This window comes from Streptomyces sp. NPDC043876, assembly GCF_056435825.1.
The window spans coordinates 54,092-67,244 of sequence record NZ_JBWKDV010000004.1 but is presented as its reverse complement, the minus strand read 5'-3'; the positions used below and the strand labels follow the sequence as shown (position 1 = coordinate 67,244).

The 13,153-nt window shown below is 71.5% G+C and carries 9 protein-coding genes and 3 pseudogenes; 1 reads left to right on the top strand and 11 read right to left on the bottom strand.

Going from position 1 to position 13,153, the window contains the following annotated elements; translation table 11 throughout:
* Positions 1 to 473 precede the first annotated feature (473 nt).
* The 7 genes and pseudogenes from AC0693_RS14030 to AC0693_RS14000 all read right to left on the bottom strand — a co-directional run.
* A pseudogene (locus AC0693_RS14030) lies at positions 474 to 1,220 on the bottom strand (PIG-L deacetylase family protein); the annotation flags it as partial.
* A gap of 560 nt (positions 1,221 to 1,780) precedes the next feature.
* Positions 1,781 to 2,935: a bifunctional class I SAM-dependent methyltransferase/NUDIX hydrolase gene (locus tag AC0693_RS14025; RefSeq protein WP_478801902.1), complete on the bottom strand. Its 1,155-nt coding sequence runs from the start codon at positions 2,933 to 2,935 to the stop codon at positions 1,781 to 1,783.
* Positions 2,936 to 2,971: 36 nt separating this feature from the next.
* On the bottom strand, positions 2,972 to 3,550 hold the full coding sequence (locus tag AC0693_RS14020; protein WP_478801901.1) for a class I SAM-dependent methyltransferase: 579 nt from the start codon (positions 3,548 to 3,550) through the stop codon (positions 2,972 to 2,974).
* Complete coding sequence (locus AC0693_RS14015; protein ID WP_478801900.1) at positions 3,547 to 4,713, bottom strand: MFS transporter; 1,167 nt, start codon at positions 4,711 to 4,713, stop codon at positions 3,547 to 3,549. Before AC0693_RS14015 ends, AC0693_RS14020 begins: the two co-directional genes overlap by 4 nt.
* Before the next feature lie 124 nt (positions 4,714 to 4,837).
* The gene (locus tag AC0693_RS14010; protein WP_478801899.1) at positions 4,838 to 5,323 is read right to left on the bottom strand and encodes an NUDIX domain-containing protein; all 486 of its coding nucleotides are present in this window, start codon (positions 5,321 to 5,323) and stop codon (positions 4,838 to 4,840) included.
* Positions 5,320 to 6,207 carry a phosphotransferase enzyme family protein gene (locus AC0693_RS14005; protein ID WP_478801898.1) on the bottom strand — a complete coding sequence of 296 codons (888 nt, stop codon included), beginning with the start codon at positions 6,205 to 6,207 and terminating at the stop codon, positions 5,320 to 5,322. Before AC0693_RS14005 ends, AC0693_RS14010 begins: the two co-directional genes overlap by 4 nt.
* Positions 6,208 to 6,345: 138 nt before the next feature.
* A complete protein-coding gene (locus AC0693_RS14000) occupies positions 6,346 to 8,235 on the bottom strand; it encodes an ATP-binding cassette domain-containing protein (RefSeq protein ID WP_478801897.1) in 1,890 nt (629 codons plus the stop codon).
* Between the two features lie 501 nt (positions 8,236 to 8,736).
* Between AC0693_RS14000 and AC0693_RS13995 the strand changes: the two are divergent.
* Positions 8,737 to 9,069, top strand: a pseudogene (locus AC0693_RS13995) (helix-turn-helix domain-containing protein); the annotation flags it as partial.
* Here the strand turns inward: AC0693_RS13995 and AC0693_RS13990 are convergent.
* The 4 genes and pseudogenes from AC0693_RS13990 to AC0693_RS13975 form a co-directional block, all read right to left on the bottom strand.
* Positions 9,064 to 9,276: pseudogene (locus tag AC0693_RS13990) on the bottom strand (LacI family DNA-binding transcriptional regulator); the annotation flags it as partial. The pseudogenes AC0693_RS13995 and AC0693_RS13990 overlap by 6 nt on opposite strands.
* Positions 9,277 to 9,499: 223 nt before the next feature.
* Positions 9,500 to 10,798 carry a cytochrome P450 family protein gene (locus AC0693_RS13985; protein WP_478801896.1) on the bottom strand — a complete coding sequence of 433 codons (1,299 nt, stop codon included), beginning with the start codon at positions 10,796 to 10,798 and terminating at the stop codon, positions 9,500 to 9,502.
* Between the two features lie 96 nt (positions 10,799 to 10,894).
* Positions 10,895 to 11,059: a hypothetical protein gene (locus tag AC0693_RS13980; protein WP_469319338.1), complete on the bottom strand. Its 165-nt coding sequence runs from the start codon at positions 11,057 to 11,059 to the stop codon at positions 10,895 to 10,897.
* The gene (locus tag AC0693_RS13975) at positions 11,056 to 13,041 is read right to left on the bottom strand and encodes a S9 family peptidase (RefSeq protein ID WP_478801895.1); all 1,986 of its coding nucleotides are present in this window, start codon (positions 13,039 to 13,041) and stop codon (positions 11,056 to 11,058) included. The genes AC0693_RS13980 and AC0693_RS13975 overlap by 4 nt, the downstream gene beginning before the upstream one ends.
* Between the last annotated feature and the right edge of the window lie 112 nt (positions 13,042 to 13,153).

Below are 13,153 nucleotides of genomic sequence, written 5' to 3'. Positions count from 1 at the left end.
GACCGTAGCCAGGGTTTAGATCTGCGCGGGAGATGCGGCGCAAGCGGAGCTGCGCCCTGTCCGCGTCCCGAAGGGCGCTCCACCCGACAGCCGCTCGGGCCTCATGAATCTCCGCATCGCAGCTCCGTGAACCTTGCGGACTTCTGGGCGAGCACCTCGGCGAGGTACCCGGGTGCCTGGGCGCCGAGCATCCGGAACAGCGTGACCATGCAGGTGATTGCGGTGTCCGCGACTTCCTCCTGGACGTGCAGCCATGAACCCTGTCCCTTTCGGGGGTTCGTGCCCCAGGCGCCGACGACGGCCTGCGCGGCTTCGCCGACTTCTTCGGCGACCTTGAGGACCTGTAGCGTCCACTGCTGCTCCGGGGTCATGCCGCGCTCGGTGTCCAGGCCGGTGAACAGTTCGCCGAGCATGCCGATCGTGTCCCACACGGCCGGGTACGGCGGTTGTGGTGTGAGGGAACTTCGCACGGGGCCGGCCAGGGGACCGGTGTCCAGGCGGGTGTACCACTCGGTGGCCAGGATCCGGTGCCGGACGTCGTCCGGGACGCCGGAGAGGAGGGCTGGCAGGGCTCGCCGGCCTGCGACTTGACTCCGGTGGGCGAGGATGGCCTCCCACTTCGTCGTCGCCACGGGTCCCACGTCGACGCTCGCGGTGACCTGGTCGTCGGGGATGCTCCGGACCGTCTTGCCGACGCGCGCGAGGAGGGGGCCGAGGTCGGCGACGCCCGACTGGGGGTGCGTCGCCAGGTAGAGGGCGCCCGGCGTCCAGGGTTCGCCTTCCTCGGGGTAGAGGTGCGGGAGTCCGGCGGCGTGCACGGCGAGTTGGGTGACGCGGTGGGTGTGCAGGTGGTCGGGGTGGCCCGTCAGCTGGCCGTACTGGTCGTGGGTGATCACGATGTCCGGCCGCAGCTCCCGGATGTGGCCGACGATCCGCCCGACCACCTCATCGAGAGGGGCATCGCACAGGCGGGGCCGCCCGGGCGCGGACTCGGGAACGCGGGCGTCGGCGTACCCGAGCATCCGGGGCTTCCCGGCCCCCAGGATCGCGAGGGCATCGGCGAGTTCGACGGCCCGGTGCGTGTCGGCGGCCCAGGTGGCGGTGACCACGGCGGTCACCGCGCCCGCGCCGGCGTGCTGTGCGAGGACGCCCCCAGCGAGCAGCGCTTCGTCATCGGGATGTGCGAAGACTGCGAGAAGGGAGGGCTTTGGTTGTGTCACGGGTGTCTCCAGACAGTGGAGTCGGTGTGCGGGGACGGGGTGGTTGGCGGTTACGGGCTGGGGATTGAGCCCTTGCCGGTGGCTGCGGCCGGCGGGGCAGCAAACCTGGCAGTGATGCGCTGCGTGGCGGCAAGATCGCCGGGAAGGTACCGGTCTCGCTCGGGTCCTGGTGGTGCTCGCCGGCGCTCAGACCTCGGGGCGAGGTACAGGTGCCCGCGGGTACGTGCGCCGGCCGGCATCCGCCACATCATCGTCAGCAGTTCGACCGCGGAGGCGCGGATCCCGGCTTCCTCAGCGAGTTCTCGGCGTGCGGTCGGCAGGGTCTTCACCGGACGGGCATCCGCCGCCGAGGCCTCAGCAGCCGTTGTCCTCAGATCTGCTCCACTGGCAGCAGGTCTGAGGCTGCTCGGCGACCGACCCGCCTGCCCGGCGAAGCACGGTGGACGGGTGGCGAACCGGCGTGGAACGTGTACGGGGGCATGGCACTCCCAAGGTGGTGAGGGTGGTCTTGCGGGTCCCGGACGCCCGAAGCTCACGCGGGTCCGTGTGGCGCGGTCGGGCTAGGGTTGGCCGGGTCGTTCGTAGGGCTGGAAGTGGGCGGGCGGGTGGTCGAGGGGGAGGGTGGGGTCCCAAGCCGTCAGGCACTGGGCGCTCGGCACGAAGAGCGGCTGGGGCAGTGTGTCGGCGGGCCAGAACCTCCAGGACCCCAGGGCTTCCTCACGTTGGTGGGGGATGCCGGTCCAGCGGGTGACGAGGACGGGGACGGTGATCCGGACGACGTCGCCCACCTGGTCCAGGAGTGTGCCCAGCACCTGCACGGCACTGGGGTCGGCCAGGATCCCGGCCTCCTCGTGGAGTTCACGGACGGCGGCGTCGGCAAGGCTTTCGCCCGGCTCTACAGTTCCGCCGGCGAGCTCCCAGGCTCCGCGGCGGTGCAGCCCGAGCAGGACGCCGTGCGGGCCGTGGACGATCACGCCGACGCCCAGCGCGGCCGTCGGCGCGGGTGGAGCGCTGCTGCGCGGGCGGCTCGGTACCCGCTCGGGGCGGCGTGCCGAGTACAGCCGGTAGGAGACCGTGCTGTCCGGCTGCGGGGAGTCGATCGCGGTGACCGACTCCATGATGAGGCCCCGCTCGCCGAGGAGGTCCTCCCACAGCTGCGGAGTCAGCGTCCACATGCTCACCGGATGGTCCTCGGTGGTGCCGGGCAGCCGCAGGATCTCGGGCCGCGCAGCCACCTGGGTAGCGGGGCCGGCCCCGGCGGAGTTCGTGTGCAGCGCGGAGAAGAGGAGGCGCCCGCCGGGCCGAAGAGCGTTCGTGAGGGCGGGCAGGAGCCGGGCCGGGTCCAGGTACGGGATCGAGCAGACGGAGTAGATCAGGTCGTACGGATCTGCGTCCCGCAGGTGGTCCACGGCGTCCGTGCACACCAGGTGCAGGCCGGGAGTCTGCGGGTATCGGGCAAGAGCACGCTCGTGCTGTGCGGGGGAGGCGTCCACGGCGGTGACGTCGGCGCCCGCGGCGGCCAAGCGGGCGGCATGCCGTCCGAGACCGCTGCCGAGGTCGAGGACCCGCAGTCCCGATACCTCGCCGATGACCTCGATGCCGGGCCCGACGCCCTCGATTCCCCAGTTCCACTGCTGCAGTTCGGGCGGCTCGATCCCGCGGGCCATTTGGTGTGTCCCATAGGTGTTCCAGATCGCGACGGTGTCCTTCTCCATGGTCGACAAGTCCTCCTTCAGGAAGCGGGGCAGGGTTCAAGGGCGTAGGGCGAAGCAGCGGAGCACGTCGAGGTCGGCGGTCTGGACGCTGGACCAGCCGGAGGTGAGGAGTTCGGTCTCGGCGGGGCTGATTCCGAGGGTGCGGCGGGGGTCGGTGTCCTGGCGGCGGCCTGCGACTTCGGTGACCACCCAGAAGATCCCTCCGGGTGCGAGGAGGTGGCGGACGCGGCTGAGGAAGGCTCCCTTGTCGTCCATCCATCGGTAGACCAGACGGCAGGTGATGACCGTGTACGCGGGGTCCGGCAGGGCCGTGAGGGCGCCGGTGGTGATATCGGTGCACTGCCAGGCCGGCCCCGAGCCGGACCGTGTGTGATGGGAGGCGGCGAGGCCTACGGCTGTGGGGGAGAGGTCGATGCCGGTGGTGCGGTATCCGAGCTCGTGGTGAAGGTGGCGGGCCAGGGAGCCGTCGCCGCAGCCGATGTCGAGGGCCGGGCGCCCTCGGCCGACGCCGAGGCGCTCGTCCATCAGGCGCGCTTCGGCACCGTCGAAGTGTCGGTACCGACGGCCGCAGGACCACAGCGCCTCCCAGTAGTCGGCGTTCACGATCGTCGTCACGAGGCTCCTTCACGGGCGGGCGGCGCGGCGGTCCGCGCGAGCGGGGAAGGCATCTCCCGCAGCGCGCGGACGGGGGAGAGGAGCAGGAGGACCACGGGGACGGCCTGGAGGACCGCGCCGACGGCGAGAGTGCCGCGTAGGCCCACGAGGAGGACCAGAGCGCCGGATACCGCAGCGGCGACGGGTCGGGCTCCGGCGGTGAGCATGGTGCTCGCGGCCTGCATGCGGCCCTGGAAGCGTGGCTCGCACAAGGTCTGTCTCAGGGATCGCTGGCTCGTCCCGGAGGCCGTTGCCCAGAACAACTGGGCGGCGAGCGCCGCTGCGAGGAGGATCTGCCAGGTACGGCCGGGTCCGGCGAGGAGGAGGGGGATGTGGGCCAGCGGGCTCACAGCGAAGCCGATGATGATCGTCGGTCCGATGCCGATACGGGAGGCGATGCGCGGGGCGAGGAGCGCCCCGGCCAGGCTGCCGGCCCCACCCACCCCCATCATCACGCCGAACGCGCTCGGGGACGTGCGCAAGTGGGTCAGCACGTAGTACGCCCAGTACGTGTTCATGATCGCGAGGCCGAAGCTCAGCGTGGACAGGGCGGCGATCACCGTACGGATGGTGGGCTGCCCGGCCACGTAACGCAGGCCCTCACCGATGTCCCGCGCGAGGCTGCGGCGGCCCGCGGGCGGCGCGGCGGCCGGCTCGGGGGTGCGGATGCGCCACACAAGGAATGCGGAGACGAGGTAGGACAGGACGTCGGCGAAGACGGAGCGGGCGGCGCCGACGGCGCCGACCAGCGCGGCGCCCACATTGCTGCCTGCGCTGTCGGCCACCGATGAGGCCGCGCCCAGCCTTGAGTTCGCGTGCTGCAGCAGGCGCGGTTCGACGAGAACGGGCAGGTAGCTGATGGACGCCGAACCGTGCACGGTCTTGGCGATGCCGAGGACGACGGCGACCGCGTAGAGCTGGCCGATGCCGAGCACCCCGGCGATGGCGGCGGCCGGAATGGTCACGAGGGCTGCGGCAGCGGTGAGGTCCGCGGTGATCATCAGGGGGCGCTTGGCATGCCGGTCCGAGAACGCGCCGGCCGGGAGCGCCACGATGGCGTTCGGGAGCTGGCCGAGGAAGGCGAGCAGAGCGATCTGGCTGGTGGACGCATCGAGATCGAGCACGGCCAGGGTGGGGAGGGCAACGGTGCTGACAGCCGAGCCCGACAGGCTCACGCACTCGCTGCCACGAGACGCCGCAGGTCCGGGGAGACGCGCTTCCGCGCCTCGGTCGGGTGGGTGGAGGCCGTCACCCGGTTTCACCACCCGGCAGCTGTGGGGTGGTGACGTTCGCGTAGAGCCGGCCGGTGGCGAAACGGGCCAGGGCCGAGTGTGCGAACGGGTTGCAGCCGAGCGGCGGCGCAGCAGGATCGCCCCACACCGGTTCGCTGTGCGTCTGCGTCTGCGTGTGCGGCTCGCGGTTGTACGGGGCGCCATCCCACTCCCGCACGGTGAAAACGGCGCCGGTCACCCGCTCCCCGTCCGCGGCGTGGAAGTGGGGCGGCCGACAAAGCCGCAGCCGGTCCGGGGCGAGGTGGATGCCGACTTCCTCGGCGAGCTCCTGCGCCGCACCCTCGTCAAGGAATTCGCTTTCCTCCAGGCGGCCCACGACCACAGTCAGCATCCCGGGGGAGTGCCACGACGTCTCCCGGTGCCGCACGGCCAGGACCCGGCCGTCGCCGGGGCGCTGGAGCAGGACTCTGACGTTGCCGATGCTCCGGTGTACGGCGTTCACGGCCGTTCCTCCCTCATGAGGCGGTCCAGGGTCCGCCGGCCCCGGGCCGTGACCAGCTCGTCTCCGTTGTCCGGCCCCCAGGCCAGGCAGTTGACCGCGTCCAGCGCGGTCAGACAGCGCAGAGCCTGACGCTCCGCATCGGTGAGCGACCGCCCGTACCCCCGGAAGAACGCCTTCTCGCGGTCCGGATGGTCGGCCCACTGGGTGGCCGTGAGGATGATGAAGTCCTGCACGCAAGCCGCCGGCCTGGCCCGCTCGAAGTCGATGAGCGCGAGCACGCCCTCGGAGACCAGCCAGTTCCTGGGCTGGTTGTCGCCATGGATGTGGCCGACGGGAACGGCGCCGACGCGGCGTAGCCGGGCAGCGTGGTCCCGGATCAGCTGCCGCTCGTCCTCGGTCAGCCGGTCCCCGGCTCGAGCGAGGTACTTCTCCGCTCCGTCCGCAGCGGCGTCCAGGGAGGCTTCGGCGTCGCCCCGATCGGCGGACTCGAGTTCCCCGGCTTCGTGAAGCCGGGCACACAGCACTCCCGCCTGCTGGTGCACCGCCCGCCACTCGACGATTTCGAGGCCGAGCTCCTTCGCCGGGGCGCCGGGTACCGCGGTGAGCAGCAGGACCAAGTCCCGTGCTTGGCAATCGACGAGCTGCGGTGCCCGGGTGTGCCCCAAGGCAGGAACGACATGACGGTACGCCCGGCTCTCCCGCAGGTAGAACTTTTCGCTGGGCGAGACCTTCAGGTACCAGGAGACCCCGCCGGTGCCCTCCAGCTCCCACACCCGGGAGCGGTCCCAGTCGTGCGAGGCGTCACGTACCGCCGCGACGGCCCCGATCCGTTCCTCCGCCCAGCGGAGCAACAGCGCGGGCAGGGTCTTCGCCGTCTGCTTCACGCGGCGCTTCCCTCCATGCTCGAGGCGAGCGCATGCCGGCCGCGCACCTCGGCCGCGTTGTGGACATCGGGCACGGGCTTCTCCTTCGGTGATGTGCGGCTCGCAGCTTCGCGCGGACCGCAGGAGCAGGCGAAACGGTCAGCGGTCCTGGGAGAGCGCCAGGAGTTCCGCGAAGGTCCCACCGCCGTGGACAAGATCGTCAAAGCGGCCCTGCTCGGAGATCCGGCCGTCTTCCATCACGACGATGTGGTCCGCGATCTTCGTGTTCTCCAGGCGGTGGGTGACCATGATGGTGATCCGGTCGGCGGCGATCGCTTTGATCTGTTCGAAGATCAGGTGCTCACCGCGAGGGTCCATCTGGGAAGTCGGCTCGTCCAAAATCAACAGGTCGGGCTTGCGGTACAACGCCCGGGCACACGCCTCGCGCTGCCACTGGCCGCCGGAGAACTCGACACCTCCCCAGATGTCGCGGGCCTGGAGGCTGTCCAGACCGTTCGGGAGTTCTTCGATGGTCTCGCGCAGGCCGACCGCGTCGATGGCCTCCCATACGGGGCCGTCGTCATGGGTGCGGGGCTGGCCGAGGGTCACGTTCTCACGCACCCGCAGCGGCCACCTGGCGAAGTCCTGCGGGACCAGGCCGGTGCGGCGCCAGACGCTCCCCGGCTCGGTGCCCGCAAGGTCGCTCCCGTTCCAGGTGACCCGGCCCTTGTCGCTCAGGTAGATCCCCGTGAGCAGTCGCAACAGGGTCGACTTCCCCGAGCCGTTCGCTCCGACGATCGCGAGGATCTGCCCACGCTCCAGGGTCAGGGAGACGCCGGCCACCGCGGGGCGGTCCTTGCCCGGGTACTGGTAGACGACCTCGTCGAGCCGGATCTCCTCGACCGGGCCGGTGATCTCGTCAGGTCCGCGCCGGGGAGCGCGGGCGGCGGCCTCGTCGAGGAAAGCTTGCATGTCGGTGAGGTAGAGGCTGGTGTGGAAGATCGCGGCGCCGTTGATGACGACCTGGGAGAGGGCGGCGAGTGCGGTCTGGACGGCGATGACTGCAGTGGCGGCGATGGCGGGTTCGATCCGGCCGGTCACGGCGAGCCAGGCGAGCGCACCCCAGGTCGCGAGGAGGAAGACGCCGCCGGCGAGCGCGGAGAGCAGGGAGATCCGCAGGGTCCGCGGCGCTGCGGCCAGGTTCCTGCGGTCGCACCGGTCGGACAGGGCGCGGTACCAGTAGACGAGGTAGTCGGTCATCGAGTTCGCGCGGACCTCGTCGCCGTACTGGGATGCGGTGGCCCACCAGCGCATCATTCCCCGCACGTTCCTGTCGGAGATGTTGGAGTAGTGGATCTCGTAGTCCACGCGGGCGGTCAGGACGGCGCCGATGCCGGCCGGCAGTACGGCGAGGAGCAACAGGGGCAGCATCATCACGTTCAGCAGGGACAGGACGCTGCCGGCGGTGACCAGGCGAATCAGGGAGGACATGAAGCGCTGGGCGTCCGTGACCATGACGTGGGTGCGGACCACTCCCATCTCGGCCGCTTCCTGACGGTCGGAGAAGCCGTCCCGGGCATAGGCGGCGGCCTCGACCCGGCAGACCGCCTCGACCAGCGCGCTGTCCGTCTCCGAGGTCAGCCGGGGAGTGATCCGCCGCTCGGCGTAGGTGGCCACGGCCCCCGAGACACGGTTCATCGTGGCGGCGAGCGCGACCACGAGCAGCGCGGGCAAAGCGCCTTGGAGGCGGTCGCCGGCACTTCCGGAGCCGAGTACGGGCCCCATCGCGCGGGCGGTGGCGGTCAGCAGCACCGCGGCGGAAACGCCCGTGATGATCTGGCACCCGATCAGGAGCCGGACGGCCTGCCGGTCGGTCTGCCACGACAGGCGACCGATGCGGGCCAGGACGGAAGGGAGCGTGGCGCACATCTTCCGGAAGGAGACCTCGGCGAGCGGATTGACGGAGTACTGCCCGCTGTAGGTGATCTCCGCGGGCGGCGGTGGGGGCGGTGTGCCGACCGGTTGGCTGTGCAGTCCGGATGTGGTCATCGGGTCCCCCTGGATCGCCGTTCGGATGCTGTCGGAAGCTCAACGACAGCCGATGATTTTTCGAACACATGTGTTTCGGTCGACCATGAAATCCCGGAACGGAGCGCCTGTCGGACCGTGGGAGCTACACCGACCCGCGCCCTGCAACGCCAGTGCCACTAAAGGGGGTTGGCCGAATCGCCGAGGGTTTCAAGCACCGCAAGGGCGCGGGAGCGTGGGGGCCGATCGGGCAGGGCGCGCTTGGAGAGTTCGAGGCGTCTCGTACCGCTCGCGGACCAACCCCTGCGGAGCAGACTGTGCATGTGCCCGTTGGCCGCCTTCGAGCGGTCGGTCTCAGCGGCACCCCCCTCGCGGCGACATGGGGGTGAGCAGCTACCGCGGTCACAGAGCTCTTTCAGAAGTGGCCACTGATCGAGTGACGGGCCGGCGTCCCGCAATGCACGAGGCTCCCGTGCCGTTGAGAGAAGTGCCTGACGTGTCAACTCATCAACAGAAGCCTCGTTGGTTGCCCGTCCTGCCGCACTCGACCTGCCGCACGCTCTGGCCGAGTGGGTCTCGATGCTCATCGTCACCCGTGAGGGTGACCGACGCTGCAAGCTCCCGCCCCGCCAGCGCGCCCTCGTCGGCCTGGACTACCTGCGCCGGCACGAGACGCTCGCGCAGATCGCCGCCGGCTTCGGCACATCCGTCGGAACCGCCCACGCCTACGTCACGGCCGTCGTCGACCACCTGTCCCGCCGGGCACCCGGTCTGCTGCGGCTCCTGCGCGAGACGGATCCTGATCACGTCCTGCTCTACGGGACGCTCGCCAAGTGCGACCGGGTCGGCGACAGCCACTGCCTCCGCGCGCCGCCCCGCCGGTGAACGGGCCGCCAGTTTGGGCACGTAGACCAGCTCGACGATGGCCTGCTGCTCGGCACGCCGGGTCGACTCCTTGACACCGGACGCGTTGTTGATGCCGCGGGAGACCGTGCCCCGCCCCACCCCGGCAAGCGTGGCCACTTCCTCCAGCGTCGGCGTGGTGCCGGGGTGCCGCTCCACCCTATTCACCCCACCCCCAGGGCACCCGGTCCTCCGGTCCCGGGCGGGCGCCTGATCGGCGGACCGGCGAGTCGGCGGGTTGGTGTCGGTCGGCGGCCCGTTCGCCTGTCGTACGTCCGGCGCGGTTCCACCTTGCGCACCCCGGGTCCCGCTCTCCTCGACCGGCCCCGCCCAGGCCGCGACGGTGCGGGAGGTGGTGAGTGCGGCAGGGTCGGGGCGGGGGTCAGCGGCGCAGGGTGACGGGCAGCGCCTCCAAGCCGCGCAGCATCATCGTGTTGCGCCAGCGCAGGTCGCGCTCCTGGCAGGCCAGGGTCATTCCGGGGAAACGGGTGAGGAGCGCGGTGAGCGCGATCTCGGTCTCCAGCTTGCCGAGCAGGGCCCCGAGGCAGCGGTGGATGCCACCACCGAAGGCGAGATGGCCGGCGTCCTGGCGGTCGAGGATGAGGCGGTCGGGGTCCTGGAAGCGCGCCGGGTCGCGGTTGGCCGCGCCGAGGGACAGCAGCACGAACTCGTCCTGCGGGATCTCCACTCCGCCGACGTCCACCGGCTCGGTGGTGAAGCGGGTGGTGGCCATGCAGATGGGGGAGTCGTAGCGCAGGAACTCCTCGACGGCCGCGGGCATCCGGGTGAGATCGGCGCGCAGCCAGGCGGCCTGGCCGGGATCGCGCAGCAGCGCGAGGCAGGAGGTGCTCAGCAGGTTCACGGTGGTCTCGTGCCCGCCGATCAGCAGCAGGGCGACCATGCCCACGATCTCGTCGTCCGTCAGCTCCCCGCGCTCGCGGGCCGCCATCAACTCGGTGAGGAGATCGGCGGGACGGTCATTGCGGCGGATACGCCGGTCTGCGAGGGCCAGGACGTACGAGCCCATCTCCTGGACGGCTCGCAGGAACGCCGCGTGGTCGCCTCCATGGGTGACGACGGCGGTCGACCACTGCCGGTAGAGGTCGCGGTCCTCGGGCGGGAAGCCGAGCAGTTCGCAGACGACGAGGATGGGCAGCGGGAAGGCGAAGTCACGTACCAGGTCCACCGTGGCGGTGGTGGTGCGGGTCATGTGGCGCGCGGCCGCCTCGTCCAACCCGTCGAGGAGTTCGCGGGTGATGCGCTCGACCATCGGCCGCATCGCCTCGACCCGCTTGCGGCTGAACGCAGCCTGGACCACGCGGCGGAGGCGGGTGTGGTCGGGCGGATCACTGCTGAGCATATGGGTGATGTCGGTGCCCAGGTTGACGCCCTCGACCCGGCTGTCGGCCAGGGCCTGGGCGCGCCGCGCATCCTGTGCGAAGCGGGGGTCGAAGAGCGCGGCCCGGACATCGTCGTAGCGCGGGATGATCCACAGCCGCAGGCCGCCGTCGCCGTGCAGCACGGAGACCGGGGCCGATTGCCGCATCCTGGCCAGGTTCGGGTACGGGTCGCTGAGGAACGTCGGCGGGTTCTGGCGCGGTTCCGTCGTCTCGGGCTTGTCCGGCCGGTGCTTGTCCGGCCGGGTACCGTTCGTCCGGGGTGCTGCCGTAGCTGTGGTCATGATGTTCTCCTTTCCTCACCGGCACGGCCGGCGCCGTGGCGGGGTGCCGGGCGTGGCACCCCGCTACGGCGCTGCTCGGGCTCACTGCAGAGGCGACTACTTCTCCGTGTTCTTCTCCGTGCGGGCGGTGCAGTTCCGCGCCGCGCCGTTCGGCCGGACCGGGACCGCCTTGTCCAGGGAGGCCTCCTGCGGCGGGATGATGAGTCCACGCTCCCGCTCGGTGGCGCTGATGGGGTCGACGCGCAGTCCATGACGCTTCATGAGGTTGACCTTTCTTCGGTTTCTTCGGTTTCTTCGGTGTGGTGAACAGGGTGGTGCGAGCCGGTCCGTCCGCTGTCGCGGCGGTCGGCGGTTCTGGGGGATACGCGCAGCGCGTCGTCGGCGTAGCGCACCATGGCGGTCCAGGCGGCGGCGTGTCCGGCCGGGTCACGGCCCACGTCGTGTCCGCCGCCGAGCCATCGGACGCGATGCGGGACGTCGCGGCGCCGCAGCGCGGCGAGATAGCGCTCGATCTGTTCCGGAGGGCACTTCTCGTCGTCCGCCGAGGCGGCGAGGAAGAGCGGGCCGCGTACGCGGCCCACATAGGTCATCGGGCAGGCCGCGCGATAGCGGTGTGGCACCTGTTCGGGGGTGCCGCCGAAGAGGCGGTCGTCGACCTCCCGCAGCGCCGGCGTCGTCGCCCGGTACGCCGCCGTGTAGTCGGCCACCGGCACGACGGCCAGCCCCACGTCCCACAGCCGGGGCTGGATGCCCATCGCCAGCAGCGTCAGGTAGCCGCCCCAGGAGTAGCCGCACAGGCCGGTACGGCCCGGCTCCGAGACTCCCGCGTCGATGAGGTGGCCGCGCACCGCGGCGAGGTCTTCGAGCTGGGCGAGACCGACCCGGTGGCCGAAGTCGTCCCGCCAGCGGGGGCCGTAGCCCGTCGAGCCGCGGTAGTTGGTGCGCACCACGGCGAAACCGGCTCGGACCAGGGCCTCGGTCCGGGTGTCATAGGCGTCCCGGTCGTGGGTGTGGGGCCCGCCGTGGACGAGGAAGATCGTCGGCCAGGGGCGGTTGCCCGCACTGCGGCCGGGCGGGGTGGCCACAAAGCTGTGGATCTGCCCGTACGGCCGACGTGTCCACAGCTCGCGGCGCCCGGATCCGGTCGTTCCGCCGGGCGCCGTGCCGCGTGACGCCGTCGTGGAGCGGCCGGAGCGGCCGGAAGGGCCGGAGCGGTCGGGACGATCCGGGGGTTCCGGGGGTTCCGGGGGTTCCGCACTTTCCGATCCTTCCGATCCTTCCGGGCTTTCCGGGTGGCAGATCAGTGCCCGGGGCAGTTCGCCGTCGCGGCTCCACAGGCAGTGGACCGTGCGGTCGGGTGCGCAGGAGAAGTCGATGATCGTGCCCTCGGGCGTGGGAAGCACCGTCGTCGTACCGCGGTCGAGGTCGGCGCGGAGCAGGCGGCTGCGTCCCGCCCGGTCCTGCTGGACCAGCGCCGTGCGGCCGGGCCCGTACCAGCAGGCGGTGATCTCCGTATCGAAGTCGAGCGCGGAGCCGGGACCGTGCGTACGGATCCCCTCGCCCTGCCGCCAGAAGGTCAGGGTGTAGCGGCCCGCGCGTTCGAGGACGAGCAGCAGTTCCGGCCGTGCGGTGGCGAGGTCCGGGCGGAAGCCCAGCGCCCACACCGCGCCGCCGTCGCCGTCCCCCGCCGCGCCGGGGATGGCGTCCACGAGGACGCCGGAGGCCGGTGACCACAGCCGGACCGCGGCCACTCCGGCCGGGTACCCCGCGGTGGCCAGCAGCCGGCCGCCGGGGGCCAGGCCCACCACTGCCGCATAGCCGGGCTCCTCGGCCACCAGGCGGGCACGCTCGCCCGGTCGGCCGACGTAGTACCGCGAGCGGTCCGCGACCCCGACGCCGACGGCGGCGAGGCCGCTGCGGGGGTCGAAGGACAGGCCGTGCATCCGCCCGGCGGGTACGCCGTCGAGCGCCGGGCGCGGGTTCCCGCCCTCGAACGGTCCGCGCAGCCAGCGGCCTTGACCGCCGGCAGCGTCGTCGAACCACCACAGGCCGTGGCCGTCCGGCTCGATGGCGGCGGTCTCCACACCCAGCGGTGCGGTGGTCGCCTGGCGGCGCTGACCCGTCGTCAGGTCCCAGGCCACGATCTGCGGGAGACCGTCCACATACCGGGTCTCGACCGCTCGTCGTCCGTCGCGGGTGGCGAAGGACGGGACGTGCACCGCCGTTCCGATACCGCCGCTCATCGCCGTCCCTCCCTTCGTTGGTGTCCGCTTCCGCCGCCGGTGGCCTTGGCCGTGCTGGGCTCCGACGACCATCACACTGCCGGACGGGCGGGCTGCGTCATAGGGAAGAAAG